18 protein-coding genes are annotated in these 26,979 nt (G+C 65.0%); 12 read left to right on the forward strand and 6 right to left on the reverse strand.

Annotated elements, in window-relative coordinates; all coding sequences use genetic code 11:
• Positions 1–87 precede the first annotated feature (87 nt).
• Both ACYVL5_RS07835 and ACYVL5_RS07840 read right to left on the reverse strand, forming a co-directional pair.
• Positions 88–2,040 carry an ABC-F family ATP-binding cassette domain-containing protein gene (locus ACYVL5_RS07835; protein WP_460595002.1) on the reverse strand — a complete coding sequence of 651 codons (1,953 nt, stop codon included), beginning with the start codon at positions 2,038–2,040 and terminating at the stop codon, positions 88–90.
• Between the two features lie 159 nt (positions 2,041–2,199).
• Positions 2,200–2,538: an HNH endonuclease family protein gene (locus tag ACYVL5_RS07840; RefSeq protein WP_460595003.1), complete on the reverse strand. Its 339-nt coding sequence runs from the start codon at positions 2,536–2,538 to the stop codon at positions 2,200–2,202.
• A 442-nt stretch (positions 2,539–2,980) separates the two neighbouring features.
• Between ACYVL5_RS07840 and ACYVL5_RS07845 the strand changes: the two genes are divergently transcribed.
• The 3 genes from ACYVL5_RS07845 to ACYVL5_RS07855 all read left to right on the forward strand — a co-directional run bounded on the left by ACYVL5_RS07845 (position 2,981) and on the right by ACYVL5_RS07855 (position 6,927).
• Positions 2,981–5,428, forward strand: coding sequence for a tetratricopeptide repeat protein (locus ACYVL5_RS07845; protein ID WP_460595004.1), 2,448 nt, complete (start codon positions 2,981–2,983; stop codon positions 5,426–5,428).
• Between the two features lie 2 nt (positions 5,429–5,430).
• Positions 5,431–6,237 carry a LysM peptidoglycan-binding domain-containing protein gene (locus tag ACYVL5_RS07850; RefSeq protein ID WP_460595005.1) on the forward strand — a complete coding sequence of 269 codons (807 nt, stop codon included), beginning with the start codon at positions 5,431–5,433 and terminating at the stop codon, positions 6,235–6,237.
• Positions 6,238–6,546: 309 nt separating this feature from the next.
• Positions 6,547–6,927 carry a hypothetical protein gene (locus ACYVL5_RS07855; protein WP_460595006.1) on the forward strand — a complete coding sequence of 127 codons (381 nt, stop codon included), beginning with the start codon at positions 6,547–6,549 and terminating at the stop codon, positions 6,925–6,927.
• A gap of 643 nt (positions 6,928–7,570) precedes the next feature.
• Here ACYVL5_RS07855 and ACYVL5_RS07860 read toward each other — a convergent pair.
• Positions 7,571–9,214, reverse strand: coding sequence for a LysM peptidoglycan-binding domain-containing protein (locus ACYVL5_RS07860; RefSeq protein ID WP_460595007.1), 1,644 nt, complete (start codon positions 9,212–9,214; stop codon positions 7,571–7,573).
• A 70-nt stretch (positions 9,215–9,284) separates the two neighbouring features.
• On the reverse strand, positions 9,285–11,018 hold the full coding sequence (locus ACYVL5_RS07865) for a hypothetical protein (RefSeq protein WP_460595008.1): 1,734 nt from the start codon (positions 11,016–11,018) through the stop codon (positions 9,285–9,287).
• Positions 11,019–11,271: 253 nt separating this feature from the next.
• On the opposite strand from ACYVL5_RS07865, the gene ACYVL5_RS07870 reads away from it, so the two are divergent.
• A complete protein-coding gene (locus ACYVL5_RS07870; RefSeq protein ID WP_460595009.1) occupies positions 11,272–11,784 on the forward strand; it encodes a rubrerythrin in 513 nt (170 codons plus the stop codon).
• On the opposite strand, the gene ACYVL5_RS07875 is transcribed toward ACYVL5_RS07870, so the two are convergent.
• Complete coding sequence (locus ACYVL5_RS07875) at positions 11,772–12,527, reverse strand: amidohydrolase family protein (protein WP_460595010.1); 756 nt, start codon at positions 12,525–12,527, stop codon at positions 11,772–11,774. The two genes, ACYVL5_RS07870 and ACYVL5_RS07875, sit on opposite strands and share 13 nt — an antisense overlap.
• 26 nt (positions 12,528–12,553) lie before the next feature.
• Positions 12,554–13,000 (reverse strand): DUF2721 domain-containing protein, encoded by a 447-nt coding sequence (locus tag ACYVL5_RS07880; protein ID WP_460595011.1) that lies wholly within the window; start codon positions 12,998–13,000, stop codon positions 12,554–12,556.
• A 434-nt stretch (positions 13,001–13,434) separates the two neighbouring features.
• Here ACYVL5_RS07880 and ACYVL5_RS07885 point away from each other — a divergent pair, with 434 nt between their 5' ends.
• The 8 genes from ACYVL5_RS07885 (at position 13,435) to ACYVL5_RS07920 (ending at position 26,843) form a co-directional block, all read left to right on the forward strand.
• Positions 13,435–16,545: an Rne/Rng family ribonuclease gene (locus ACYVL5_RS07885; RefSeq protein WP_460595012.1), complete on the forward strand. Its 3,111-nt coding sequence runs from the start codon at positions 13,435–13,437 to the stop codon at positions 16,543–16,545.
• Positions 16,545–17,336, forward strand: coding sequence for a hypothetical protein (locus ACYVL5_RS07890; protein WP_460595013.1), 792 nt, complete (start codon positions 16,545–16,547; stop codon positions 17,334–17,336). Before ACYVL5_RS07885 ends, ACYVL5_RS07890 begins: the two co-directional genes overlap by 1 nt.
• A 53-nt stretch (positions 17,337–17,389) precedes the next feature.
• A complete protein-coding gene (locus ACYVL5_RS07895; RefSeq protein WP_460595014.1) occupies positions 17,390–17,740 on the forward strand; it encodes a DUF190 domain-containing protein in 351 nt (116 codons plus the stop codon).
• A gap of 75 nt (positions 17,741–17,815) precedes the next feature.
• Positions 17,816–20,509 (forward strand): 2-oxoglutarate dehydrogenase subunit E1, encoded by a 2,694-nt coding sequence (locus tag ACYVL5_RS07900; RefSeq protein WP_460595015.1) that lies wholly within the window; start codon positions 17,816–17,818, stop codon positions 20,507–20,509.
• A 188-nt stretch (positions 20,510–20,697) separates the two neighbouring features.
• Entirely contained in the window at positions 20,698–22,020 is a 1,323-nt protein-coding gene (gene odhB / locus ACYVL5_RS07905; protein WP_460595016.1) for a 2-oxoglutarate dehydrogenase complex dihydrolipoyllysine-residue succinyltransferase, read from the forward strand.
• A 175-nt stretch (positions 22,021–22,195) separates the two neighbouring features.
• Positions 22,196–23,605 carry a dihydrolipoyl dehydrogenase family protein gene (lpdA, locus tag ACYVL5_RS07910; protein ID WP_460595017.1) on the forward strand — a complete coding sequence of 470 codons (1,410 nt, stop codon included), beginning with the start codon at positions 22,196–22,198 and terminating at the stop codon, positions 23,603–23,605.
• A gap of 115 nt (positions 23,606–23,720) precedes the next feature.
• Complete coding sequence (lipB, locus tag ACYVL5_RS07915; RefSeq protein WP_460595018.1) at positions 23,721–24,338, forward strand: lipoyl(octanoyl) transferase; 618 nt, start codon at positions 23,721–23,723, stop codon at positions 24,336–24,338.
• A gap of 69 nt (positions 24,339–24,407) precedes the next feature.
• Positions 24,408–26,843 carry a Lon protease family protein gene (locus ACYVL5_RS07920; protein WP_460595019.1) on the forward strand — a complete coding sequence of 812 codons (2,436 nt, stop codon included), beginning with the start codon at positions 24,408–24,410 and terminating at the stop codon, positions 26,841–26,843.
• The last annotated feature ends 136 nt before the right edge of the window (positions 26,844–26,979 follow it).

The following is a 26,979-nucleotide window of genomic DNA, read 5'->3' on the forward strand; positions in this document are numbered from 1 at the left end:
TTCCCAATACTAAGAGTAATGGAGTTGCGTCACCTGTCAACAAACGTGGAGGGGAAAATCCTAAAGTTACTATGCAATTAGGCGGGGTTAGGAGAGCGCCTCCCAGGCTTGGTAGAGCTCGGAGATCTCGGCGGTAAGGAGGGCATGCTTCTCCCCGGCCACCCGGGCTCCCTCGACGTCCTTGAAGAAGTCCGGGGCCGCCATGGCGGTTTCGAGGTCGGCCAGCTCCCCCTCCTTGCCGGCGATGCTCTTCTCGATCTCGGCAAGCTTCTTCTCCTTGGCCCGCTCCTCCTTCTGGCGCTGTTTATCCTCCTCGCGCTGCTGCTGGCGGGAGGCCTTGGAGGCCATGGGGGGAAGAGGCGCCGGATCTCCGCTTCTACGCGCTTCCCCCTCCGGGGCCGGCTTGGCGAGCTGGGGGGCCTCCGGGCGGACCGCCTCGCCCTGGCCGCTCTTCTCCAGGTAGTACTCGTAATCGCCGTAGTAGTTTTCGAGCTTGCCGCCGGCTACCTCGACCACCCGGGTGGCGAGTCCGTCGATGAAGTGGCGGTCGTGGGAGACGAAGACCACGGTGCCGGGGAAATTCTTGAGCGCTTCGAGGAGGACTTCCTTGCTGAAGAGGTCGAGGTGGTTGGTCGGCTCGTCCATGAGGAGGAGGTTCGAGGGGCGCAAAAGGAGCTTGGCGAGCGCCAGCCGGTTGCGCTCCCCGCCGGAGAGGACCGCCACCTTCTTGTGGATGTCGTCCCCGGAGAAGAGGAAGGCGCCAAGGATGTCGCGCAGTTGCGGCACCATGTCGAAGGGGGCGTCGGCGTAGAGCTCCTCGTAGGCGGTCCGGGTGGCGTCGAGCTCCTGGGCCTGGTCCTGGGCGAAGTAGTCGCGGATGACGTTATGACCGACCTTCACCGCCCCGCCGGTGACCTCGCCGCCGGCCAGCACCCTCATGAGGGTCGATTTCCCGGCGCCGTTGTGGCCGACCAGCGCGACACGCTCCCCGCTCTCGACCAGGAGGTCCACCTGGTTCAGCACCACATTGGAGCCGTAGGCCTTGGTGACCCCGGAGAGTTCCATCACCGTCTTGCCGCTTTTGGGCGGGGTCGGGAAGGTGAAGCGGATTCTTTTGCGTTCCGGCGGGAGGATGATCCGCTCGATCTTCTCCAGCTGCTTGATGCGCGATTGGACCATGGCCGCCTTGTCGGCCTTGTAGCGGAAGCGGGAGATGAAATCCTCCATCTTCTCGACCTCCTCGTCCTGGCGCTTCTTGGCCTCCCTTAAAGCTGAGACCCGCTCCTCGCGAAGGACGAGGTAACGGCTGTAGTTGCAGTGGTAGTCGGTAATGGCGTGGTTCCAGACCTCGGCGATGCGGGAGCAGACCTGGTCGAGGAAGAAGCGGTCGTGGGAGACCAGCATGACCGAGTAGGGGTACCCCTGCAGGTATCCCTCCAGCCAGTTGCGGGCCTCGATGTCGAGGTGGTTGGTCGGCTCGTCGAGCAACAGGACGTTGGGCTTTTTCAAAAGGAGCTTGGCGAGCGCGATGCGCATCTGCCAGCCGCCGGAAAACTCGCCGCACTCCTTCTGCCAGTCCGCCGGGGAAAAGCCGAGGCCGGAGAGGACGTTCCCCACCTCGCTCTCCATGGCGTAGCCCCCCTTGAGGCGGAACTCCTCCTGGAGGTGGCCGAAGCGGTCGAGCAGCTGCTCGTGCCCCGGCGCATCGTGGGGCTCGCGCTCGAGCCGCGCGGTGAGCTCGGCCAGTTCCCGCTCGATGGCCTGCAGCTCGGAAAGGGCGGTCATCACCTCCTCGAAGAGGGGGCGCCCCTTGGCGACGATGCCGTCCTGGGGGAGGTAGCCGACCGTGCCGCCGCGGGTGATCTGGATCTCTCCGCTCGATGCCTCCACCTCGGAGGCGATGATCCGCATCAGGGTGGACTTCCCGGCGCCGTTTTCCCCGACCAGGCCGACCCGCTCGCCCTTCTTCAGGTGCCAGCTGATGTCGGTGAAAAGCGGTTTGCCCGCGAAATCCTTGGATAGTTTTTTGAGGTGGAGCATGAGTAGATCCTTTGCAAAGGTGTTGATATCCCGACAGTCCCCTCTCCCTCCGGGAGAGGGTTAGGGTGAGGGAGAAGGGGCGCCTGCACAGAGAGGAGAGTGGGACGCCAATCGGGCATTGTAGGGGGAGGGGGGGCTTTTTGTCAAACGGCTCGTCGGTCAGCGCTTCTTGTCCTTGCCGGCCAGGTAGTCGGCCAGGATGGTGCGGCTATGCTCGTCGTCGTGACAGTAGACGCAGAGGTTTTCCCAGTTGCTGCCGTCGGGGGGATTGTAATTGTGGTTGCCGTCCTTGTGATGGACCGTCAAAAGGTGCAGGTTGGAGAGCTCGAACTCCCGGCCGCACTTGGCGCAGATCCAGCCGTGGATCTTCAGCGAGCGCTCCCGGTAGTTCTCCGGCCTGCTCTGCTCCCCTCTCATCTTGCGGACGATCTCGTCGATCTCTTCCGCGCTCTTTGGTGGCACCGTTCTGGGGCCGCGGGGACGGTACGATGGCGACATGGGTTTCCTCCTTGACGATTACCGGTGGCAACGTCGCGATGGTAGCCAAGAAGGGGGGTGGTGTCAATACGGCGGCCATCGCCCGGCGGCCGCCAGCTCAACGGAAAATCTGTCTCTCAATCAACCCGCGGTTGGTGCTGGGTATGGCCTGTGTGTGCGGCGATTAATCTCTCTCTGGCGCCGGTCGAAGAACCGGCTAAAGTCCTGTGATTCGCGGCTCTTTGAGTATAAAACAGGGGCCCATTCTGCGTTGACAACGCTTGTCTATAATGATACTTTCCGTCACGTTCCTCATCATATATCTACTCCGCTCGGAAAGGTTCTTCACGTGCATGTATATAAAGTTTTCCGTGCTTCAGTCCTGAAATTTCTCGCCGTCCTTCTGCTTGTAGCAGTCCTCGTTCCAGCACCTGCCTTTTCTCTCGATTCCGAAGACTCGAAGATGTTCATTACCGGGTTCAACGCCTATCAGAGGAAGGACTACAAGAGTGCGGTCCAGACGATGTCGTCGCTGCTCAAGAAGTATCCCGACACGCCTCTCAAGGACATGGCGATCTTCTGGCTGGCACGGGCGAACTACCGGGCCGGTAACAAGGACGAGGCCGCCAAGTACATGTCGCAGTTCTTCCATGACTACCCCGACAACCCGCTGAAGGGGACCGTGGAGGAGGAACTGGTCCAGCTCGCCGAGAATTACAAGGGGGCAGTGCCGGCGCAGAAGCCGGCGGCCGGGACCGCGGTGGTCCAGAAGGTTCCCGCCGGGACGGCTGCCTCGGAGAAGGTCGTGCCGGAGCAGCCGGAGGCCACCGAGGCGGCCGAAGAGTCTGCCGCCGCGGAGAAGCTTGCCGCCGAGAAGGCAGCTGCCGACAAGGCCGCGGCGGAAAGAGCCGCTACCGCCAAGGCCGCCGGGGAGAAGGCCGAGGCTGACCGCCTGGCCGCCCAGAAGGCCGCCGCCGAGAAGGTGGCTACCGAGCGCGCTGCCGCTGAACGGATGGCTGCCGAGAAGGCCGCCCGTGACAAAGCCGCCGCCGAAAAGGCCGCGACGGAGAGGGCGGCCGCCGAACGGCTTGCCCAGGAAAAGGCCGCTGCCGAAAGGGCTGCCGCCGAGAAGGCCGCCGCCGACCGCGCCGCCGCCGAGCGCCTGGCCGCTGAGCGCCTGGCCGCTGAAAAGGCTGCCGCCGAGAAACTGGCTGCCGAGAAGGCGCTGGCCGAGAAAGCTGCCGCCGAGCAGGCTGCGGCGGAGAAGGCTGCGGCGGAAAGAGGCGCCGAGCAGGAGAAGGTCGCCATGCGCAACAAGGCGATCGACGCCTACAAGGGTGTGATCGACAAGTTCCCCGGCAGTGCGGCGGCCGCCAATGCCACCGCCAAACTCCGCCAGCTCGGGATCGAGTACCCGGCTCCCAGGCAGATGGCCGCCACCCGGCCGGCCGAGACCTCCCAGGTCTTCAACCTCGAGGTGGCCCAGTACGCAAACCTCGACGTCCGCGTCGGTCCGGTTCCCGAGACCGAGGAGGCCGGCAAGCAGTTCGTCATCCCGATCGACGTCGTCAACATCGGCAACGGCAACGACAGCTTCTACCTCGAGTCCGGTTTCCCCCGCGACTTCGACTTCCACTTCGCCGCCCCCGGCACCCCGGACATCCCGATCAACACCACCCCGACCCTGGCCAACGGCGAGAAGTTCAGGATGGTGGCGGTGGGGACCATCCCGCGTTCCAACATCGACGGGCAGCGGAACACCTACCCGATCAAGATCGTCTCTTCCTTCGCCCACGAGGCTTCCCAGTCCCGCGAGATCGAGCTGATCACCTCGGCGCCGCTGCTTCGCGCGGTGGTCAAGACCGACAGGCCGAAACTGGTCCCGGGCGAGAAGGTCTCCTACCGCATCTCGCTCCTGAACATCGGTACCGCCCCGGCCCGCGGGGTGACCATGAGGGTGAACTACCCGCCGCAGTACGAGCCGGTCGGGGCCCTCGCCTCCGGGTTCAAGCAGGAGAGCAAGGCCGCCCTGGTGCTCGACAGCGTTCAGCTCAAGTCCGGGGAGAGCAAGGACTTCAACCTCGCCTTCCAGCTTAAGGACGAGGCCCTGGCCGACCAGGAGCTCTTCCTGCGGGCCGACGTCATCAACAACGACCTCGAGAAGAAGGATTCCTTCGTATCGGCCACCTCGGTGGTGCAGAAGGTGAGCGGGGTGGCGGTGAGGACCACCGCCGGCAAGCTGGTGGTCATCCCCGGCCAGGTGGTATCCGTTCCCCTCATCGTCACCAACACCGGCAACTCGCGCGAGGTCTTCGCCATCAAGGCCAACGTCGGCGGAGGCGCCACCTACACCTTCTTCGACGACTTGAACCGCGACGGCAAGCGCCAGGCCAACGAGCCGATCATCAACCACGTCGGTCCGCTCTCTCCCAAGGAAGAGGCCTACGTGGTGCTGGAGATCGCCACCCCGGCCTCCGCCAACGACGGCCAGGCTGCCCTCGCCTCGGTATCCTTCGAGCCGGAGAACGCTCCCGAGCGGGTCGCCTCCGCCGAAGTCCAGCTCACCTTCTCCCGCCCGATCCTCGAGCTCAGCATGGCTGCCAAGGGTGGCCGCCTGAAGCCGGGCGAGGTCTCCTCGCTGGACCTCAACTGCGTGAACCGCGGGACCAACATGGCCAAGCAGGTCACCGTGGAGAGCATGCTCCCGAACCAGCTCGAGCTGGTGGCCGCCGATCCGGCCTTCACCCGCGCCGACAACGGCGTCTACTCCTGGCGCTTCGAGGAGCTCGGCGCCGGCGAGACCCGCAGCATCAAGGTCACCTACCGCGTGAAGCCCGGAACCGCCGTGGGGACCAACATGCAGCTCAAGAACCTGTTAAACTACCAGGATCAAATCGGTAACAGGTACTGATCATGAAGAAGGCGACCCTGCTCACCACTTCGCTCCTGGCGGCACTTTGGGCGCCCTCCCTTTCCCACGGCGAGGAGTTCCTCCTCTACGCGCCGAAGCCTGCGGCCGGAGAAAAGGCGCCCGCCGATCCCTCAGAGGGGGTGCTGGTCCGCAAGATCACGGTGAAGCGGGGCGACACGCTGAAGAAGATCTCCCGCAGGCACATGGGGGTGGCGAGCTGGTTTCCGCAGGTTCTCCTCTTCAACACCATCAAGAACCCGGACCTGATCCATCCCGGCGAGGAGCTGCTGGTGCCGGTCAAGAGGGGGGAGCAGGCATCCGCCGAGGCGGGGGAGACTCCCGCCAAGGGGAAGACGCACCGGGCGGCCAAAACTAAAAAAGCCCGCCATCACCGCGTGAAGCGGGGAAAAGCGGGCCAGGTCGAGGCTCATAAGGGTGAGAAGGCGGTCGAGGAAGGTGTAGGCAAGCAGGAGAACAAGCCCGCCGGAGGCGAGGCCGTGGCCCCGGTTGCGCCCAAGCAGGAGGCCGCCCCGGCTCCGCAGCCGGGCGTGCCGGCGAAGAGCACAGTGAACGGCAAAAAGTCCAAGTCCGCCAGAAGTGTTAAGTCCAATGGTGCCAAGGGAGCCGCGGCCTCCCCGGCTGCCGAGCAGGACGCCTACCAGCAGGCCAAACGTGCCTACCTCAAAGGAGAGTACCGGCAATCGCTGGCTCTCTTCGACACCTTCCTGAAGAGGTTCCCGAACTCGCCCCTTGCCTCCGACGCCTCCCTCTACCGCGCCGACTGCTACCTCCGCCTCTCCTCCCCCTGATTATCGACTGATCGCGCAGCACCGTTTATCCGGAAGGGATTGCGCTCGAGGTCAACCTTTGACCTTGGTGGTCATCTCATGTTTTCCCTGTGGAATCGTCAGGTTATGGTAGAGTGCCGGAGCGGGGTGTGCAGGTGGGATACAACTGCCGATGAATGTTGATTTCACCGCGGATGTCGAATGGGTGGAAGAATGTAATTAAAATAAATAAATGCGGTGCGCTGGCGGGGTTCCGGAGGCGTTGGCAATTTAGTTGATAAAGCTCCAGGTAGAAGCGACATCAACTCGATGCCCATAAGGAGGCAAGCCATGGATGATCTCAAGTTCAACGGAACCGGCACCGACTCGTCGTACCTGGCCAACATCAACTCGTTTTTCCCCGTCTTGTTCGCTCTTGCCATCTTCAAGCAGGGGTGGCCGGACGAAAAGCTCGGTTCCCAGAGCGTGCTGCAATCGTGCATCGATTTGTTCCGGGAGATGTTCGAAAGCGGACGGAGCGGAAACCGGTTCCACATCGCTGCCCGCAAAACGGCGCGCAAGGACCTTGATCTCCGCATCAAGAAGATCCTGCGCTACATGGGGGTTATGGCCGAGGAAAGCGAAATCAAGTTACTCTTGAATACCGGCGTCGTCACCGTAAAGAGCCAGAAGAGAAACCGCAAAGCAGCAAAGCCCGCCGCCATCGCCTAAACCGACAGGCGATCCCCCGCTCGCGATCCCACCTCTTTTGCAGCAACCCCGGCGGATTTTAGTTCCTGCACATCGGGACTTCCGCCGGGGTTGTTTCATTTTCAGCACCGCCCCCTCCGTAAGCAGAAGTACACCGCGTATCTTTAATGTCAGGTCGACTTTAAGCTAAGTGACATCCACTTTTGGTTAAGCAAGCTCTTCACTAGCTTAAATCACCTGCCGCTTACCTTATGCACCCCGCGATGTCATGCCGCGATGCACGGCCTTCGCTGGCGAGTCCCCCGTTTACCGTCGCGAAAGGTGAGCGGTAAGCGTTTTATGCCCAACTTTTGATCGGAAGCGCCTCGTGCTAACCTACGGCAGACCGGTTTTTCACCGGAAAGGAATCGACCGCTCTTCATGAGGCGCGCAATTTCCTTACCCGCGGTCATGTTTTGCTTAACCGCGACCTGCTCCTGGAAAAAGAGGAGGTGCTTCTGCTTAGGTACGGGCGACTTCTGCTTAAGTGCGATCCGCACCGGCTTAACCGCGACCCGTTTCGGCTTAACCGCGACCTGCTTCGGCTCGAAGAGCACGCGGTTCGCACTCTTTGACGAAGCAAGCTGTCTTGGTGCAGGCGTGAGTATCGGACGGTTGGCAGGTTTTATTTAGCCTGCATCCGGTACCCATTCGCCTCCGCCAGTTCCTGCACCAACGGATCCACCTTTTTGTCGGTAATGAACACGGTGCGGCCGTTTTGCCCTTCCCGCACCATGGTTCCCGCCAGCTTCACCCCGTATCCCACATCCCTAAGCGACCAGAGATCCTGCTCGCGGTAGCGGGCAGGTATCTGCATCCGGGAGAGCATCCGGTCCGCCACCTGGGCCAGGTCGTCCCCCTTCTGAAGCACGATGACCTTGTACCCCTTGGTCTCCAGCAGCCGGACCAGGGTGTACATCACCGGATCGTCCCGAAAGAGCGCCACCACGTAGCGCTGCCCCCGGATCTCGAAGTAGCGGTCCACCGGCACCTCCAGGCGGATGCCGAGGTTGTCGCCGGCGTAGAGGTCGAGATTCAGGTCGCCCTGGGGACGGATGGAGAGCGCGTCGAGCACCGCGTCGCACAGGGCGGTCGGTTCCCTCTCGCTGACCTGGTAGAGGACCTTTGGCTCCCCCTGCTTCCCTTCCGCGTGATAGCGGTTGGCCTCCACCAGGTTGAAGCCGCTCCCGGCCAGCATTTTCACCAGCCCTTCCGGCACCGCGGGACGGTTGCTGTCGACGTTGAGCAGGGTGATGTCCTGCTTGGCGAGGCTGTCCGGGGTCTTCTCGATCTTGAAGTCGGCCCGCACGGTGATCTTGGGGTCCGCTCCCAGGTAGACCTGGAAGTCCTCCTCGAAGGAGTAGAAGTGGGAGGCGTCCAAGAGCGAGCGGTAGAAGCGGCGGGTGTTGTCGGGATCCTCGGTGACGACCCGCAGCTTCGGGTTCTTCTCCGTGATGAGCGACTTGACCAGCGGAGGAAGGGTTCCGTTGGCGTCCACCAGGATGCTCCCGCCGTCCTGGGCGGGGAGGAGCGGGTAGCGGTCCGGATCGAGCGACAGCGAGAAGGTGCTGGAGAGGTAGCCGTAACGGTCGTTGGGCGCGGCCGGGGCGGTCACCAGGCGTCCCCAGACCTCGCGGGCATCCGGAAGGGCCTGCGAGAGCCGGAGCGGCAGCAGGGGTGCCCCCGGCGCAGTGGCGCCGCCGGCTACGTTGGGGACTCCGGCTACGCTTGGCGTCTCTTCCGGGTAGGTGGCGGCGCCCTCCCGGCGTGCCACGGTCTTGCTCCGGCTGGCGTGGGAGGCGTGGGAGGCGTGGGAGGGGTCGTGCCTGACGGCCGTCCGGCGGTGGCTGCCGGTCAGGCCGCCCGGGAGGAGGATGGTGGAGCCGACCTGGAGGCCGCGCACGTTGGAGAGGTGGTTCATCTGCCTGATTTCCCGGACCAGGCGATCCGCCCGGTCGCCGGTGATGCCGTACTCCCGGGCCAAAAGACGGTACAGCTGGTCACCCGGTTTCACCGTGTAGCGCACGGTTTCCCGGCTCGCCTCGTGCTTCCCGGGAGCGTGCGAGGTCCCGGCCGGGGATGCCGCGGCGGGGGAAGCGGGGGGGTGCGATGGCCCGGCGGGAGCGGGAGCAGTCGGCGCTTTCCTGGTCAGCTGCTGGGGGGCGATCTCGAACTTGGCGTCGAGGGCCCGGGCCGACAGGGGGAGCCCCGCCACGAAGAGGGTGGCCAGGAGAAGAGGACGGTATCCGGCGGGAAGCGCAAGCTGCATGTATTCTCCGATCTGCTGCTACCGATCCGCTTGTTGCGGGCCGGGTGGTGCAGTGAAAATTGGTCTTGGACTAGCGCGGTGGGTTCTGGCCCCCGGCTGGCGCGGGAGCGGCCGCCGGGAGCGAGAGGACGAAGCCGCGGAGGTCCCCTTCGGGAACGCTGCGGTAGAGGGCGAACTCGGCGCCGTTGGCCAGCAAGCCGCCGCTCACCTCGAAGCCTCCTTGCTGGCGGACCGTAGTGGCGGCAGGGAGCTCGGCACCGGTGGCGATCAGCACCCAGGTCTTCACCAGCGGCACCGTGATGGTCCCCTGTTCCTTGGCGACGACCTGGATGGCCCTGATCGCCCCCTGATCGCGGAACACGAGGTATTCGAGACCGTCCGCCTGGTAACGCTCCCATCCGGGGTGGGTGGCGCCGTAGGAGGCATCGGCGGCTCCCTTCGGGATGAAGGCCGGAAGCTCATGCGGGGCGGACGGGGCCGCCGCGGTTGCCGCCGGACGGCTCTGCACCGGCGCAGGCGTCACCGGGGCGCTGCCCTTGCCGATCTGCAGGCGCGGCCAGAGATAGGCGGCCGCCAAGACGAGGCAGACTACCACGGCGCCCGCCAGCGCGACGGTGGCGCTCGAGACCGCAGGTTTGCGGGCGGATGCGCTCTGGTCGATCTTCACCGAGCCGGCGTCGAACTCGTCGGGCGGCGCCTGGAAGAGGTTGTCGTCTATTGGGGCGGGGGTCGGCGGCCCGGCCTTCCTGATCCCCTGGGCGTGTTGCTCTGCCGGGGTGGTGACCTTTCCGCGCGATCCCGATTTCGAAACCCGCTTGCCTGCCGCGTTCCCTTCGGATGGCTTCGGCTCCTGAATGGGAACCGGCGGCTGGTCGTTCCCTTCTTCGGAGATGTTCCCGAACAGCCGGTCGGCACGTTCGCGTTCGACCCGGTCGTAGGTCGGGATGATCGGGGGGGCGTAGCGCAGTTTCGGGGGAAGCTCTTCCATGTCGGGGAGGAGCTCTTCGGCCAGGAGATCGGGCAGGGCGGGAGGCTCTGGCGCGGTTTCCGGCTCGGCAGGCTCCGCGGCGGATGGCTCTTCTCCCGGTACCGGAGTCGTCCAGTGGTCCTCCTCGACGGTAGGCGGAGAGGATTGAGGGGGCGCGGCGCCGGCCGCAGACCGCGGAAAGAGCTCGGCCGGGAGCGGGTCCACAACCGGCAGGGGGAGATCGTCCCAGTCGTCCGACAAGCTCCCGGCGGGGAGGTCGTAGATCGGCAGCCCGAACTCGTCGGTGGTGACCCGCATCCCGAGCTCGTCGCCGACCGGAGGGCCGGCAGGCGGGATTTCGCTCTGCTCGGCGACCGGTTGCGGACTCTCCCCGGCCTCGGCGGCGAAATCCCAGTTGTCGACCTCGTCATCGGCGGTGGTGGTGTAGGTCCAGAACTCCTCGATCTTGTCCTCCGGCAGGGTGATTTCCACCGCGTCGGCCAGGTCGATGGAGGGGGGCTCCTCCTCCGCGGCGGCCGGCACGCTCTCCGGCGATGCCACCATCTCCCGGAGCTTGAGGACCAGGTCGTCGAAGGAAACCCGGAGATCGAGGACCTCTTCGAAGGTGTCGCCGAGGGGACGAGAGCCGTCGTCGGAGAGGAGGATCAGCCGTGCGGGGGTCCCGCCGAGCAGCATCTTCACCTGCCGGGCCGCCTTGTCGCAGGGAATCCCCCCGACGGTCCCCTGGAAAAGGATCAGGTCGGGGCGGTCATCGAAGATGTGCCTGATCCCGGCAGAAAGATCGTTCTCCACTGCCAGCGGTTGGTCTATCAGCAATTGCAGGTTCTCAGCCAGAGAGGCAATATACTGAGAGTCTGTTATGAATAAAATTCCCGGCATTGAGTAATATTAAATATTTCTGTTGATAAAGGAAGACAGAGTGAGTACTGTATCTGGCATAGAAAGGACGGCACTTGCAACTATGAATCATTTTCCCTGAAAATCAATCAATCTTGCATAAAAGTCAATATAAAATATACTGTTAGGCAGTGCCAGGACCATGATCAGTTATTTGCGGAGGAGCAGGTAAATGGATCACGATAGCGGCAGCACTGGTATAGGGCTTGGCGGCAGCGATGTGCTGGAGGTCTGTGAGGCGGTCGAATTGCGGTGTGCCGAGCTCTACCATTATTTCGCTGAGTTATTCAAGGCCGAGCGGGAGCCTTCCCATCTCTGGCTTAAATTGGCCATGGAGGAGGAGAACCAGGCGAGACTTTTCGCGCTGCTCTTCAAGCTGCGGCGAAGCAACATCATTGTCTCGGTGGGGATCGAGCTGGTCGAGGCGGAGGTTGCCCTCCTCTACGTCCTGTCGGTGATGGAGAAGGCCATGGCGGCTCCTCCCACCCTGGAAGAGGCCATCCTCATCGCGCTCGACTTAAAGTCGAAGTTGAGCCGTTTCATGCCGGAAAACAGCATCGTCTTCGCCGACAGTTCGTACGAAAAATCCTTCCGCAACGTCAACACCCCGGTGGAGGATCTGCGGGAGGCCTTCGGGCGGTTGTCACTCCCGCCGGGGCGCAGGCCCGCCAATCACGGCCGGTAGAAGGCGACCGCGTTGTCGTAGAGCGCCCTTCTCCCCAGCTCGTCGCCCAGGGCATCGAGCACCAGGGTGAGATCCTCGTCCCGGTAGGGGCGTGGTGCCCTGGTGGAGGGGAGGTCGGTGCCGAACATGAGGCCGGCGGGGTTGGCCGCGCAGATCTCCTTCAGGGCACCCTTGACGTCGAAGTCCACCCGGCCGAACCCGGTCGCCTTCACCCGTACCCCGCGCTCCACCAGCCACAGCAGTGTCCCGAACCCCTCCTTGGCCAGCCCGAGATGGTCGATGCTCACCGCCGGCAGCGAGGCCAGCGTCTCCTTCAGCTCGCCGAGATCGCGGGAGTCGACGTAGAGCTCGACGTGCCAGCCGACCAGCTCGTGGACGCGGCGGGCCATCCGCTCCAGGTGCTCCACCCCTTCCGACCCTCCCCGCTTCAGGTTGAACCGGACCGCCCGTACCCCGACCTTGTCGAGGCGGACCAGCTCGTCGTCGCTCACGGTGGCGGGGAGCTGGGTCACCCCCACGAAGCCCGGGCCGAGCTTGCCGAGCGCGTCCACCAGGTACTCCTGGTCCATGGCCTGGAAGGAACCCGACACGACCGCTCCCCCCTTGAGGTTGCAGGAGGCGGTGCGGGCCAGGTACTGCTCGCAGGTGAAATCGTCCGGAAGGTACCCCTGGTTGGGGACCAGCGGGAAACGGCGGTCGATGATGTGGAGGTGGCTGTCGAAAACGGGGAGGAGCTGTCTCATCGGATTCTCCTTGCAATCGGGGGGGGCTATCGGTTGGGGCCGATCCTGAGGCTCGCCTTGGCGACGAAGACCTCCCTGAGGAAATGGATCAGCCCGATGACCAGCATCAGCATGGCCAGGATGAACAGGAGGGCGACCGGCTGGGACATGTCGTACCGGAGGTAGTCGCCCAGAAAGAGGAGCGCGATCACGGTGCAGACGAGGACGGCGGTGGAGGTGCAGAGGAAGATGGCGCGGCCGATCAGGTCGGCACGGCGCCGGAGGGTGGCCAGGGAGTCGTGCAGCTTGGCGATGTCCTCGGGGCGGGCGGTCTCGAGTCTTCCCTCGTAGTGGCGGGCCCGGTCGATGACCCGCGCCAGCCGGTTGATCATGACCCCCAGCATGGTCCCCACCGCGGTCAGCAAAAAGACCGGAGCGACCGAGAGCTGGATGACATGGGCCACAGCGCCAACGTTCTGAAAGTCTCGCACCATCGGGGCTCCAGAAAAACGAGGATGAAAGCATATCCCTTGCCAGCGGGAGAAGTTAGGGCAAAATAACATGAAAGTCGACTTCGTCAAACCTTAATTATAGAAGGCACGGGGCGATGCTTTCATTGGTGCGGTCGCCGGCGGGGGGGAGGATAGGCACCGTTTTCCCGACCCCCGCGCCTCCTTAATGATAATTACTCCCGGTCTGCGGGAGGGCGAAAGTTGGGAAATCCCGCTGAACCTCTGCGTTTTTTATGTGCGAGGAGGAATTCTTCTGCTATAATCGCAAAGTTTTTCATTAACATTGCCGCCCGCTAATGGGCTTGCAAATAGAGAATGACGGCACCCTTGGGGGAGCCGATACCAAACTGGGCGCGCAGGACGCCGGAGCATCATCCGGTGCCGCGCCGGCCAAAAGGAAAGGAAACAACCAATTTATGTCAAAAAAGATGCTGATCAATGCACTGCACGCCGAAGAGGCGCGGGTAGCGATCGTTGAGGACGGAAGACTGGTCGATCTCGACGTGGAGATCGCCGGGAGCGAGCAGATCCGCGGCAACATCTACCGGGGCGTCGTGGTCCGGGTGGAGCCGGGGCTGCAGGCCGCCTTTGTCGATGTGGGGCTCAAGAAGCTCGGCTTCCTGCAGATGGGGGAGATCCACCCCGAGAACTACAAGTGGCGCGACGACATCTCCGAGGACCAGCGGCACCGCCGTCCCCGCATCCAGGAGATCCTGAGGCGGGGGCAGGAGCTGATCGTCCAGGTCGAGAAGGGGGAGCGCGACAACAAGGGGAGTGCCCTCACCACCTACGTGTCGCTGCCGGGGCGCTACATGGTGCTCATGCCGGGGAGCGATTCCTCCGGGATCTCCCGCAAGGTGGAGAGCGAGTCGGAAAGGAAGAAGCTCAAGGAGATCATCTCCGAGATGACCATCCCGGAGGGGTACGGCTACATCATCCGGACCGAGGCGATGGGGAGGACCAGGGAGGAGCTCCAAAAGGACCTCGACTCGCTGGTCGCCCTCTACGAGGGGGTCCGGGAGAAGGGGCTCTCCGGCAAGGGGGCCGGGCTCATCTACCAGGAGTCGGCGCTCTTCATCAGGACCATCCGCGACTACTTCTCCTCCGACATCGACGAGGTGCTGGTCGACAGCAAGGACGTCTTCAAGGACGTGCGCGACTGCCTCAAGGAGATCGATCCCCAGTTCGAGAAGCTGGTCAAGCTGCACCAGGAGAAGCGACCCATCTTCTCCCGCTACCAGCTGGAAGAGCAGATCGACCTCATCTACGAGAAGAAGGTTCCCCTCAAGTCCGGCGGCTCCATCTTCATCGAGCCGACCGAGGCGCTCGTTTCCATCGACGTCAACTCCGGCAAGTCGACCGGCGAGAAGGGGGTGGAGGACACCGCCTTCAAGACCAACCTGGAGGCCGCCGAGGAGGCCGCCCGGCAGCTCAGGCTCAGGGACCTGGGCGGTCTCATCGTCATCGACTTCATCGACATGCGGGAGAGAAAGCACAACATCGAGGTGGAGAAGACCCTCAAGTCCGCGCTCAAGGCCGACAAGGCGCGGGTCAACGTCTCCCGCATCTCCGAGTTCGGCCTGCTCGAGATGTCCCGCCAGAGGATCCGCCAGAACATCCACCAGGCTTCCACCCTGGAGTGCCCGCACTGCGACGGGCGCGGCAAGGTGAAGTCGGTGGAGGCGATGGCGCTCTCCTTCCTGAGAAAGGTGCACGCGGCGGCGGCCAAGGGGACGGTGGCCGAGGTGCTCGGAAGCCTCCCGCTGGAGGTCGCCTACTACCTCTTAAACCGCAAGCGGCGCGAGCTCTCCCGGATCGAAAGCGACTACGACATCGAGGTCACGGTGAAGGGGAAACCCTCCTACCTCCTCAACCAGATGGACCTCGAGCTCATCAAGCGGGAGAAAATCCCCCAGGAGGAGGTCCCCCAGGAGAAGCCGGCCGCCAAGGCGGCCAAGGAGGAGGGGGCCGTCCAGGAAGGGGCTCCGGCCGAGGGGCGCAAGAAGAAGAAAAAGAAAGGGAAAGGGGCGGCGGAGGCCGAGGCGGTGGTCGAGGCAGTCACCGAGGCGGTGCCCGCCGCGGCGGCCGCCCACGCCGAGGAAGAAGAGCGGCCCGAGCAGGTGCCGGTCGCCCTGGTTGTGGAACCGGAGGGGGGCGAGCGGGTGCTCACCGAAGGGGAACACGAGGAACACAAGAAGAAGCGCCGTCGCAAGCGGAAGCGGGGCAAAGGGGGGGGCGCCGAGGCGCAGGCCGCCGAACAGGCCGAGGTGGCCATCGACCTCCCGGAAGCGCCTGCCGGGCTCTTCCCGGCGGAAGTGGCTCCCGAAGGGGCGAGCGCCGAAGCCGCCGAAACCGCCGAACATCCGGAGCACGGCGAGGAGCATGTCGATGAGCACAAGAAGAAGCGCCGGCGCCGGAGACGGCGGGGCAAAGGCGGCGCCCATGAGGCTGCTGCCGAGGCCGCCGCAGGCGAGGCCGGTGGCGAGGCCGCTGCCGGGGAGATAGCTCCCGAAACGGCGCCCGCCGAGGTGCCCCATGAAGCGGCGGCTCCCGCCGCCGGCGAAGCTGCCGCCGAAGGTGCCGCGGCACCCAAGACGGCGAAAAGCCGTCGCTCCAAGAAGAAGCCCGCTGAGGAGGGCGCGGTTACCCCGGAAGTGGTCGAGACCACCGGGAAAGCCGCTTCCTCCGTCCAGGAAGTCCCGGCCGCCGACGTTTCCGAGGTGGTCGAGGCTGCCGTGATGGAGGAGGCCGCCGGTGAGGAGCCTCGCCCGGATGGCAAGGGTCGCCGCTCCCGCGGGAAGCGGGGGGGCAAAGCGGCCAAGGACGTGGCCGCTGCCGAACCCGCCGTCCAAGGGGTGGCCGGTGAATTGGCGCCCGAGGTGGTCCAGGAGGTAGTGGTGCAGGAGCCGGCGAACGTCACCGCTTCGCAAGCCCCTGCCGCCAAGCCGTCCCGCAAGAGGGGAGGGAAGGGGACCAAGGCCAAGGAGGGGACCGAGCCTGCCGCCGCCGTGGCCTCCGCCGCTCAGGCCGAGCCCGCCGCGCCCAAACTGGAACCCGCCGCGGCGATCGCCGAGCCGGTACCCGCCGCCGAAGCAGGCGAGGGGGCGGGTACCTCCAAGCCCGCTGGGAAAGGAAAAGCCAGGGCCCCCAAGGCTGCTGCCAAGGCGCCGGTCGCTGCTGCCTCCAAGGCTGCCGGCAAGGCGCCGGTCGCGGCTGCTCCTAAGGCGGAGAGCGAGGCCGGAAAGGGCGAAGCCGAGGCGGCGCCCAAGGCGAAGGGGGGGGCGAAGCGGGCAACGAAGTCCACTGCCGCCAAGGCCCAGCCGGAGCCGGAAACCAAGGCCGAACCGCAACCCGAGGCGAAGGGGGAGGCGAAGGCCAAGCCTGCCAAGGGGGCGAAGGCTACCGGTAAGGCGAAAAAGGAGACCGCCGCCGCTCCCAAGGCGGGCGAGGCGGGGACCCTGCCGGAGAAAGAGCCTGCCAGCAAGCCCCGCTCGCCGCGCAAGAAGAAGGGAGAAAGCCAGGAGTAATGGGACTGGGCAAGACGATCACGCTGCTCCCGATCGCCGCGGTGATGTCCATTTGCTGTGCGGGGGCGGCATCCGCCGCCTCCTTCGAAGAGGTCACCCCGTACCTCTCGGCGCTTCACCACTACTGGGACGAGTACTACGGCGGACGGACCCGGCTCAAAGAGAGCGGGGCCATCTTCGCCCTCGGCGTGGTGGGAACGGTGGCCACCGACACGCCGGTGCTTTTCCGGGGGAGGGGCGAGATCTTCGGCGGCAAGGTCGATTACGACGGCGAGACCCAGGGGCTCACCCCCGTCCCCGCCAAGACCGACGTGGTCTACTTCGGCGTTCGCGAAGAGCTCGACCTCGCGTACCGTATCCGGCTCGCGCGGGTGACGGTGGAGCCCTTCGGCGGGATCGGCTACCGCTTCTGGCTGCGGGACCTGCAGGACACCATGACCCAGGTCGGTCCGGCCTCCGGTTACACCGAGGCGTGGCAGAGCTGGTACTGGCTGGCGGGGCTCCGTTCCCGGTATCCCCTGGCGGAGCGGACCACCCTGGAGTTGGAGGGAGGGGCCAAGTACCCCTTCTATGTAAGTAACACCGTCAACTCCGCCACCGTCCGGCCCCAGGGAGAGTGGAGCGCCTTCGCGGAAGGCGGGGTAACCGTCGGAAAGCTGAAGGTGAGCCTCAGTTACCAGGGATTTCGCTTCACCCAGTCCCCCCTCAAGCTCTCCGGCGCTAATTATATCTATCAGCCCGACTCCTCCTCGGATATCTGGGGAGTCAACGTCGGATGGAAGTTCCAGTAGCCCGGCGGCTGGCAACGCACCCCCGGCACCTTACCACCCATAGGGAGTGAGCTATGTCCGATCACGCAGAGGCCGAGGAACTGACCCTGATCAGGGTTTTCATTGGAGAGGGTGACCGCTTCCGGCACATCCCCCTCTACGAGGCGCTGGTCGAAATGCTCCGCAAGGAGGGGTTCATCGGCGCCACCGTACTCCGCGGGATCTCCGGGTTCGGCCCCCGTAGCGGCATCCACTCCGAAAGGCTCTTGCGCCTCTCCTCGGATCTCCCGGTGGTGGTCGAGGTGATCGACGAGCCCGCCAAGTGCGAAGCGGTCATCCCGAAGATCGAGGAGATGCTCGATGGGGGACTCATCACCACCGAGAACGTCACTGTCCGCCGTTACGCAAGGAAATCGACCCCTTGAAAGGAATACCTCATCTGCTAAACTTCGATAAGTTCATGAGCGCGGGACGCTCATGAAACCGAAAAGGAGCAGACGATGGGAATGCCGGACAATGTGAGTCCCCTGTGGATCGAGAACCAGTACCAGCTTTGGAAGGAGAATCCTGAAGCCCTTTCCGAAGAGTGGCGCGCCTTCTTCACCGGTTTCGACCTGGGCCTTGCTCCTCGCGGAGAGGCAGGGGGGGCTCCCTGCACCGTCGAGGAGCTCATGAAGCACTCGGGGGTTCAATCCCTCATCTACCGTTACCGGGACATCGGCCACCTCCTGGCCTGTACCGATCCTCTCTCACCCTGCAAGCTCGAGCACCCGCACCTTGCCCTCTCCGCCTTCGGGCTGGACACCTCCGACCTCGACACCTCCTTCCACACGCGCAGGTTCACCAAGAGTCCCGTGACGCTCCGGGAAGTCGTCCAGGTCATGCGGAGCACCTACTGCGGCTCGACCGGGGTCGAATTCATGCACCTGCAGTCCCCCGAGGAGCGCCAGTGGCTGATCGACCAGATGGAGCCGACCTGCAACCGGGGTGAGTTCGACCGCGACCGGCGGCTCACCATCCTCCGGAAGCTCAAGGAGGCGGCGCTCTTCGAGCGGGTGTTGCAGAAGAAGTTCCCGGGGCAGACCCGTTTCTCCCTGGAAGGGGGAGACGTCCTGATCCCGATGCTCGACTCGGCGATCAAGAAGGCGGCCGAGCTCGGGGTGACCGACGTGGTGCTCGGGATGCCGCACCGCGGCCGGCTCAACGTCCTCTGCAACATCTTCGGGATGCCGTACGAGAACATGTTCGCCGAGTTCGCCGATAACTCCGAGTTCGGGGTGGTGGGGGAGGGGGACGTCAAGTACCACAAGGGGTATTCCGCCGACTTCACCGTCGCCGGCGACCGTTCCATCCACCTGACCATGGCCGCCAACCCGAGCCACCTGGAGGCGATCGATCCGGTGGTGGAGGGAAAGGCACGCGCCCGCCAGGACCGCCTGGGGAGCGACGGGGAGACCCGGGTCCTTCCCCTGCTCATCCACGGCGACGCCGCCTTCTCCGGCCAGGGGGTGGTGGCGGAGACCCTCAACCTGTCGCAGCTGGCCGGCTACCGCACCGGCGGCACCCTCCATATCGTGCTCAACAACCAGATCGGCTTCACGACCCTCCCCGCCGACGCCCGTTCCACCTGTTACGCGACCGATGCCGCCAAGATGGTCAACGCCCCCGTCTTCCATGTCTACGGCGACGACCCGGAGGCCGTCCTCCATGCCACCGAGCTGGCGCTGGCCTTCCGGGACCGCTACCACCGCGACGTGGTGGTGGAGGTGATCTGCTACCGCCGATTCGGCCACAACGAGGGGGACGAGCCGTACTTCACCCAGCCCCTCATGTACCAGCAGATCAAGCTCCGCCCCCAACTCCACGAACTCTACCAGAACGAGCTGATCGCCGAGGGGTACGACGCCGAGAGCCTGAAGGGGATCGAGGCCGAGGTGGTCGAGGAGCTTCGCCTGGCGAGCGAGCGTGAATCCGTCCCCCGCGAGTCCGCCTTCCTGGCCCGCTGGAGCGGCATGAAGCCCGCAATCCCGAGGGGGGCGGTGCATACCGCGGTGGGGGAGGAGGTCATCCAGGCCCTCGCCGAGAAGATCTCCGTTACCCCGCAGGGGTTCAATCCCCATCCCAAGGTGGCCGCCCTCCTGCAGAAGCGTCGCGAAGCGGTGCAGAAAGGGGGACCGCTCGACTGGGGGACCGCCGAGACCCTCGCCTATGCGACCCTCCTCAACCAGGGGGTGAGCGTCCGCATCTCGGGCCAGGACGTCCGCCGCGGCACCTTCAGCCACCGTCACGCGGCCCTATTCGACCAGGTCACCGGGTCACCCTTCTATCCCCTCACCACGGCAGCCACCGGCGAGGCCGCCTTCTGCGCCTTCGACAGCATGCTCGCCGAATTTTCGGTCCTGGGATTCGAGTACGGGTACTCGCTCGAGTCCCCCGAGTCGCTGGTCATCTGGGAGGCGCAGTACGGGGACTTCGTCAACGGCGCCGAGGTCATCATCGACCAGTTCATCACCAGCGGCGAGGCCAAGTGGGAGCGCTCCAGCGGCCTCGTGCTCATGCTCCCGCACGGCTACGAGGGGCAGGGGGCCGAGCATTCCAGCGCCCGCATCGAGCGCTTCCTCGCCCTCTCCGCAGCCGGCAACCTCCAGGTAGTCTATCCCTCCACCCCGGCCCAGCTTTTCCATGTGCTGCGGCGGCAGATCGTGCAGAGTTTCCGGAAGCCGCTGATCCTCTTCACCCCGAAAAGCCTTCTCCGTCATCCCTCCTGCGTCTCCAAGGTAGAGGAACTGACCGGCGGGCAGTTCCGCGAGGTGATCGCCGAGCCGCCCCAGCAGGGGAACGTGCGCCAGGTCCTGATCTGCACCGGGAAGATCTACTACGACCTCGCCGACCGCATCGCCCGCGACCAGCTCCAGGGGACCGCCCTGGTCAGGGTCGAGCAGCTCTACCCCCTGGGGGTGGACCAGCTCCGCAACGAGCTGCAGCGCTACCCGAACGACGTCCCCTTCAGCTGGGTCCAGGAAGAGCCCCACAACATGGGCGCCTGGCGGTTCATGAGGCCGGTCTTGACCGACATCCTGGGCCATGTCCCGCGCTACGTGGGGCGTCCCGAGGCGGCGGCGCCGGCCTCCGGCTCGCACCGGCTGGACCGGGTGGAGCAGGAGCGGATCGTCAGCGAGGCGCTGGGAATCTAACGACGACAAACGCTAACTGCTGTTCTATGTTCTACGTTCTAGGTTCTATGTTGAAAAGCATGGACCTCGGAGAGCTCTCTCTGTTTTGCATTTCAAAAGAGTCCGCAAAGCCTCCAACCTAGAACATAGAACCTAGAACATAGAACTGTTTTTAAAGACTTACGAACTTGTTTGAAAAGGAGCTTTTTATGGAGATCAAGGTCCCGTCAGTCGGCGAATCGGTGTTCGAGGCGCTGATTGCCAGGTGGCTCAAGAAGGATGGCGAGCAGGTGGCCAAGGACGAGCCGCTTTGCGAGATAGAGACCGACAAGATTACCCTCGAGGTCACCGCCGAGGCGGACGGGGTCCTGCACATCCTGGTTCCCGAGGTGGAGACGGTAAAGATCGGCGCGGTCATCGGGACCATCGAGGAGGGTGCCACCGCTGAGACGGCTCCCCCGGCAGGTGAGCCGGCACCGCCGAAGCCCCCGGTGGAGGAGCCGAAGCCCACCCTCCCGCCGGTCAAGGAGCCCCCCTCCGGCCCCGAGCCCCCCATGTCCCCGTCCGGGCGGAAGCTCGCCCGCGAGATGGGGATGGATGCGCGGGAAGTGAAGGGGAGCGGCCGGGGCGGCCGTGTGACCGTGGAGGACCTCCAGAAGGCGGCTTCCGCCGGGCCGGAGCCCGCTTTGACGCTCACCCCGGCGGTGAAGGGGAGTGGCCGCTCGCAGGCACGCGAGGCCGCCGCCACTGCCGCGCCGCCAGCGCCGGCTGCTGCCGCCGCTCCGCCATCCCCGGCCCCGGCCCCGGCCCCGGCCCCGCCATCCTCGGAGGAAGGTCGCATCACCCGCAAGGCCATGCCCCCCATCCGCAAGCGGATCGCCGAGCGGCTGGTGGCGGCGCGCCTGCAGACCGCCATGCTGACCACCTTCAACGAGGCGGACATGTCGAAGGTCATCGAGCTCCGCAAGCAGCACGGCGACTTCTTCCTCAAGCGCCACCAGGTGAAGCTCGGCTTCATGTCGCTGTTCGTGCGGGCCTGCTGCCAGGCGCTGAAGGATTTCCCGGAGGTGAACGCCAGCATCGAGGGGGATGACGTCGTCTATCACCACTACTGCGACATCGGCGTCGCCGTGGGCGGGGAGAAGGGGCTGGTGGTCCCGGTCCTGAGGAGCGCGGACCGGATGACGCTTGCCCAGATCGAGCAGCAGATCGCCGAGTTCGGGGAGAAGATCCGCACCAACCGCCTGGCGGTCTCCGACCTGGAGGGAGGTACCTTCACGGTCTCCAACGGGGGGATCTACGGCTCGCTCCTCTCCACTCCGATCCTCAACACCCCCCAAAGCGGCGTGCTCGGCATGCACGCGATCCAGGACCGGGCGGTGGTCCGGGACGGCCAGATCGTGATCCGCCCGATGATGTACCTGGCCCTCTCCTACGACCACCGGCTGGTGGACGGCAAGGGGGCGGTCGGCTTCCTGAAGCAGGTCAAGGAGTACATCGAGGAGCCGGAGGAGATGCTGCTGGAGGGGTAGGGAGTGATCTCCATCCTCACCCTCTCTCTCCCCTTGAAGGGGCGGGAACCCTCCGGCGGCAGCATTGAAGAAACCGGCTATAGTTTAGGGGGAGGCGACTCCCCTTCCTTTTATTTCATCTCACATAATCGGCGGCAGCGCTCCTGCCGGCCGCTAACGTTCAGGAGGACGAGGCATGTCTGAAGAGATCTTCGACCTGGTGGTGATCGGCGCCGGACCGGGTGGTTACGTGGCAGCCATCAGGGCGGCCCAGTTGGGAATGAAGGTGGCGGTGGTGGAGAAACGCTCCGCCATGGGCGGGGTCTGCCTCAACGAGGGGTGCATCCCGAGCAAGGCGCTCCTCGATTCCAGCGAACTGTTCCACTTGGCCCGCGACCGCTTCGCCCACCACGGGATCGAAGTCGCTCCCCCGACCATCGACGTCGGCCGCATGATGGCGCGCAAGGATGACGTCGTGAAGAAGCTCACCGACGGCATCGCTTTCCTCTTCAAGAAAAACGGCATCTCCTCCTTCGCCGGTGAGGGACGGCTGGCAGGGGCGGACGGCAACGGGGTGCACCGGGTCGAGGTGAAGGGGGATTCCCGGGCCACGGTATCGGCCCGCAAGGTGCTCCTCGCAACCGGGAGCGAGGCGGTGGAGATCCCCGCGCTCCCCTTCGACGGCGAGAGCGTGGTGAGCGCCCGCGAGGCCCTCTCTTTCCCGGCAGTGCCGGAGCACCTCCTGGTGGTCGGGGGGGGATACATCGGGCTGGAGCTCGGATCGGTATGGCTTAGGCTGGGCGCCCGGGTTACGGTGGTGGAGATGCTCCCGCGGTTGGTCGCCGGCAGCGACGGCCAGGTCGCCGAGGGACTGATGCGCTCCCTCAAGAAGCAGGGGATGCAGTTCGTGATGCAGGCCAAGGTGGCCGGGGTCGAGAAGCGGGACGGCAAGCTGGTGGCCCGGGTCGAGAGCGAGGGAGGCAACCAGGAGATCGAGTGTGACAAGATCCTCGTCGCGGTTGGGCGCAAGCCGCTCACCGCGGGGCTCGGCATCGAGGAGCTCGGGATCAAGCTGGACCGGGGGCGGGTGGTGGTCGATGGCGAGTACCAGACCAACGTCCCCGGCATCTACGCCATCGGCGACCTGATCGCCGGCCCTATGCTGGCCCACAAGGCCTCCGAGGAAGGGGTGGTCTGCGTGGAGCGGATGAAGGGGGAGCCGAGCCTGGCCGATTACGGCTGCATCCCCGGGGTCTGCTACACCTGGCCGGAAGCCGCCTCGGTAGGCAAGACCGAAGAGGCCCTCAAGGAGGAAGGGGTGGAGTACAAGGTCGGCCGGTTCAACTTCATGGGGAACGGCCGGGCCAAGTGCATGGACGAGACCGACGGCTTCGTGAAGGTGCTGGCGGAGAAGGAAGGGGGGCGGGTGCTCGGCATCCACATCCTCGGCCCCCGCGCCTCCGACATGATCGCCGAGGCGGTCACCGTGATGAGCTTCGGCGGGAGTGCCGAGGACATCGCCCTCACCATCCATGCCCATCCCACCCTCTCGGAGGCTCTCAGGGAGGCGGCGCTGGACGTGGACAAGAAGGCGATTCACGCGTGAGATACCCTCCCCTGCCCCTTGTATAGTCATCCCCTCTCCCTCCGGGAGAGGGATAAGGAAGGGAAGAAGGGAAGATCTTGATGGCATGAGAACAAAAAGAACCTTAGGAGCGTCGATGCAAGTGGTCGATCTGGGAACCATATCTTTTGCCGAGGCGCTGGCCTGGCAGGAGCGGAAGGTGGCGGAGGTGGCGCAGGGTGGACGAGAGGCGCTCCTTCTTCTCGAGCACGAGCCGGTCTACACCATCGGCTCGGCCGGGAGCCTCGACAACCTCCTCGACCCCGCCATCGACGCCATCCGGATCAACCGCGGCGGGGACGTCACCTTCCACGGCCCGGGGCAGCTGGTCGGCTACCCGATCCTCGCCCTCTCCCGCCGCGGCCGGGACCTGCACCGCTACCTCCGCTTCCTGGAGGAGTTCCTGGTGGAGGTTGCCGGGGAGTTCGGGGTCCCGGGGCACACGGTGGCGGGGCGCACCGGGGTCTGGAGCGAGGGAGGGAAGATCGCCTCCATCGGCGTCGGGGTGAGACGCTGGGTCTCCATGCACGGCTTCTGCCTCAACGTCGCCCCCGACGTCTCGCCCTTTCGTCATATCAACCCGTGCGGGATGGAGGGGTGCCCCATCACCTCCCTGTCGCGGGAAAGGGGGGACTCTCCCCCGATGGACCAGGTGAAAGCGCTGGTCGGCGAGCGGTTTCACCCACGGCTGGAAAGCCGGCTGCCGCGCTGCTGAGGCGGCTCACAAAAAGGGAGACCGCCGCTTTCTTCCCCTGCCGGATCGCCGCTGCCCAAGGAGGCTCCCATGTCGGAATCCGATCGCAAAGTCCCCGTCGAAAAACTGAGATGGGTCTGTGACCCCTCCCTCTTCACCTTCAACTCCACCTCCGATATCTCAGGTCTGGAAGGGAGCATCGGCCAGCAGCGCGCCCTCACCTCCATCGACTTCGGCCTCGGCATGTCCAGCCACGGGTTCAACCTCTACCTGGCCGGCGAGCCCGGTACCGGCCGGAGCACCACCATCGAGCACATGCTCCGCAAGCGGACCATGGACAGCCCCCCGCCGGCCGACTGGTGCTACGTCAACAACTTCGAGGCCCCCGATTCCCCCCTGGCCATCTCGCTCCCCGCCGGCAAGGGGGCGGAGTTCGCCGACGACATGCAGGAGCTCCTCGACTACGTCCGTTCCAACATCCCCTCCGCCCTCGAGAGCAAGGAGTACGAGAGCGACCGGGTCTCCATCATCGAGCAGTACCAGGAGAGAAACGGCGAGATCTTCTCCCAGCTCGAACAGGATGCCTCCGAGCAGGGGTTCGCCCTGCAGCGGACGGTCTCCGGCCTGGTGATCGTGCCCCAGAAGGAGGGGCGCAATTACACCCAGGAGGAGTACGAGGGGCTCGACAAGGACGAGCGGGAGCGGATGGATGGTATCGGCCGCGAGCTGACCGAGAAGCTCAACGACGCCCTGAGGCAGGTCCGGGAAAACGAGAAGGGGCTTCGCGACGACCTGGCCCGCCTCGACCGGGAGCTCGGCATCTCGGCCATCGGCCACCACCTCGACCCCCTCAAGGAGAAGTACGCAGGCTTCCAGAAGGTGCTCCACTACCTGGAGACCGTGCAGGAGGACCTCCTTCTTAACCTGGAGGACTTCAAGCCCCAGACCCCTCCCCCCCAGATACCCGGCCTGAAGCTCCCCCGGCAGGAGCCGACCTTCGAGCGGTACGAGGTGAACGTGGTCGTCGAGAACGACCCGGACTCCGGCGCCCCCATCATCTTCGAGAGTAATCCGACCTACAACAACCTCTTCGGCCGCATCGAGAACGTGATGCAGATGGGAGGGGTGGCGACCACCAACTTCACCCTCATCAAGCCGGGGGCGCTGCACCGGGCCAACGGCGGCTACCTCATCGTGGATGCCCGCGAGGTGCTGCTCAATCCCTTCGCCTGGGAGTCCTTGAAGCGCTGCATCCGCAACTCGGAGATCCGGATCGAGGACGTCCTCGAGCAGTACCGTTTCATGACCGTGGTGTCGCTGAAGCCGGAGCCGATCCCGCTGCACGCGAAGATCATCATGATCGGCTCCCTCTGGATCTATTACCTCCTCTTCTACCTGGATCCCGATTACCGCAAATTCTTCAAGGTTCGCGCCGACTTCGACTCGAGGATCCACCGTACCCCCGAGATCATGCAGGACTACGCCCTCTTCGTGGCCGCCCACTGCCGCAAGGAGGGGCTCCTCCCCTTCAGCCCCGGCGGCGTCGCCGCGCTCCTCGAGTACGCCGCCCGCCAGGTCGAGGACCAGGAGCGCCTCACCACCCAGTTCATGGAGCTCTCCGACACCATCCGCGAGGCGAGTTTCTGGGCCAGCCGGGGGGGCGCCCAGGTGGTGGACCACACATGGGTGAAAAAGGCGATCGACGAGAAGATCTACCGCTCCAACCGGATCGAGGAACGGATCCAGGAGTACCTGGCGGACGGCACCATCCTCTGCGACGCCGACGGCTCGGTGGTCGGCCAGATCAACGGGCTCTCCGTCCTCACCATGGCCGACTACAGCTTCGGGCGTCCCTCCCGGGTCACCGCCCGGGTCTCCCTGGGCCGCGCCGGGATGGTCAACGTGGAGCGGGAGGTCAAGCTCTCGGGGCCGATCCACGACAAGGGGATGCTGATCCTTACCGGCTTTCTGCGCGGACGCTTCGGCAACGACAAGCCGCTTTCCTTCTCGGCCTCCATCTGCTTCGAGCAGTCCTACGAGGGGATCGAGGGGGACAGCGCCTCCTCGACCGAGCTCTACGCGCTCCTTTCCGCCCTCTCGGGGCTCCCGGTCCGCCAGGGGATTGCCGTGACCGGGAGCGTCAACCAGCACGGGGAGGTGCAGCCGATCGGCGGGGTGAACCAGAAGATCGAGGGCTTTTTCGCCCTCTGCAAGGCGAAGGGGCTGACCGGCGGCCAGGGGGTGATGGTCCCCTCCCTGAACGAGCGGAACCTGATGCTCAACGACGAGGTGGTGGAGGCGGTGGAGGCGGGGCGTTTCCACATCTGGAGTGTGAGCACCATCGACCAGGGGATCGAGATCCTCACCGGGGTGCCGGCCGGCGAGCCGGGAGAAGCCGGCCGCTACCCGGAGGGGAGCGTCAACTTCCTGGTCGACCGGCGCCTGCGGGAAATGCTGGAGAGCATGCACAAGTTCGCCAACGCCGAGAAGGAGGCGGGAAAACTCGAGGGTGCTAAAGGCGATTGAGATCGGAAGGGAAATGGGGTATATCTGCCGGTGTTTAAATCGCTCTCACTCTTTTCCACCTACCCTCTCCCCTCGGGAGAGGGTGGCCGGAGGCCGGGTGAGGGTAGATTTTAGAACCTCCCTCACCCCCGCCCCT

Source organism: Geomonas sp. Red276 (assembly GCF_054784495.1).

Bases quoted from the DNA above. Each gene is read 5' to 3' on its own strand.
- ACYVL5_RS07855 (WP_460595006.1), top strand. From the start codon at position 6,547: ATGGATGATCTCAAGTTCAACGGAACCGGCACCGACTCGTCGTACCTG.
- ACYVL5_RS07895 (WP_460595014.1), top strand. From the start codon at position 17,390: ATGTCCGATCACGCAGAGGCCGAGGAACTGACCCTGATCAGGGTTTTC.
- ACYVL5_RS07885 (WP_460595012.1), top strand. From the start codon at position 13,435: ATGTCAAAAAAGATGCTGATCAATGCACTGCACGCCGAAGAGGCGCGG.
- ACYVL5_RS07845 (WP_460595004.1), top strand. From the start codon at position 2,981: ATGTTCATTACCGGGTTCAACGCCTATCAGAGGAAGGACTACAAGAGT.
- ACYVL5_RS07850 (WP_460595005.1), top strand. From the start codon at position 5,431: ATGAAGAAGGCGACCCTGCTCACCACTTCGCTCCTGGCGGCACTTTGG.
- ACYVL5_RS07875 (WP_460595010.1), bottom strand. From the start codon at position 12,527: ATGAGACAGCTCCTCCCCGTTTTCGACAGCCACCTCCACATCATCGAC.
- ACYVL5_RS07840 (WP_460595003.1), bottom strand. From the start codon at position 2,538: ATGTCGCCATCGTACCGTCCCCGCGGCCCCAGAACGGTGCCACCAAAG.
- lpdA (WP_460595017.1), top strand. From the start codon at position 22,196: ATGTCTGAAGAGATCTTCGACCTGGTGGTGATCGGCGCCGGACCGGGT.
- ACYVL5_RS07920 (WP_460595019.1), top strand. From the start codon at position 24,408: ATGTCGGAATCCGATCGCAAAGTCCCCGTCGAAAAACTGAGATGGGTC.
- lipB (WP_460595018.1), top strand. From the start codon at position 23,721: ATGCAAGTGGTCGATCTGGGAACCATATCTTTTGCCGAGGCGCTGGCC.
- odhB (WP_460595016.1), top strand. From the start codon at position 20,698: ATGGAGATCAAGGTCCCGTCAGTCGGCGAATCGGTGTTCGAGGCGCTG.
- ACYVL5_RS07880 (WP_460595011.1), bottom strand. From the start codon at position 13,000: ATGGTGCGAGACTTTCAGAACGTTGGCGCTGTGGCCCATGTCATCCAG.
- ACYVL5_RS07835 (WP_460595002.1), bottom strand. From the start codon at position 2,040: ATGCTCCACCTCAAAAAACTATCCAAGGATTTCGCGGGCAAACCGCTT.
- ACYVL5_RS07870 (WP_460595009.1), top strand. From the start codon at position 11,272: ATGGATCACGATAGCGGCAGCACTGGTATAGGGCTTGGCGGCAGCGAT.
- ACYVL5_RS07860 (WP_460595007.1), bottom strand. From the start codon at position 9,214: ATGCAGCTTGCGCTTCCCGCCGGATACCGTCCTCTTCTCCTGGCCACC.
- ACYVL5_RS07890 (WP_460595013.1), top strand. From the start codon at position 16,545: ATGGGACTGGGCAAGACGATCACGCTGCTCCCGATCGCCGCGGTGATG.
- ACYVL5_RS07900 (WP_460595015.1), top strand. From the start codon at position 17,816: ATGGGAATGCCGGACAATGTGAGTCCCCTGTGGATCGAGAACCAGTAC.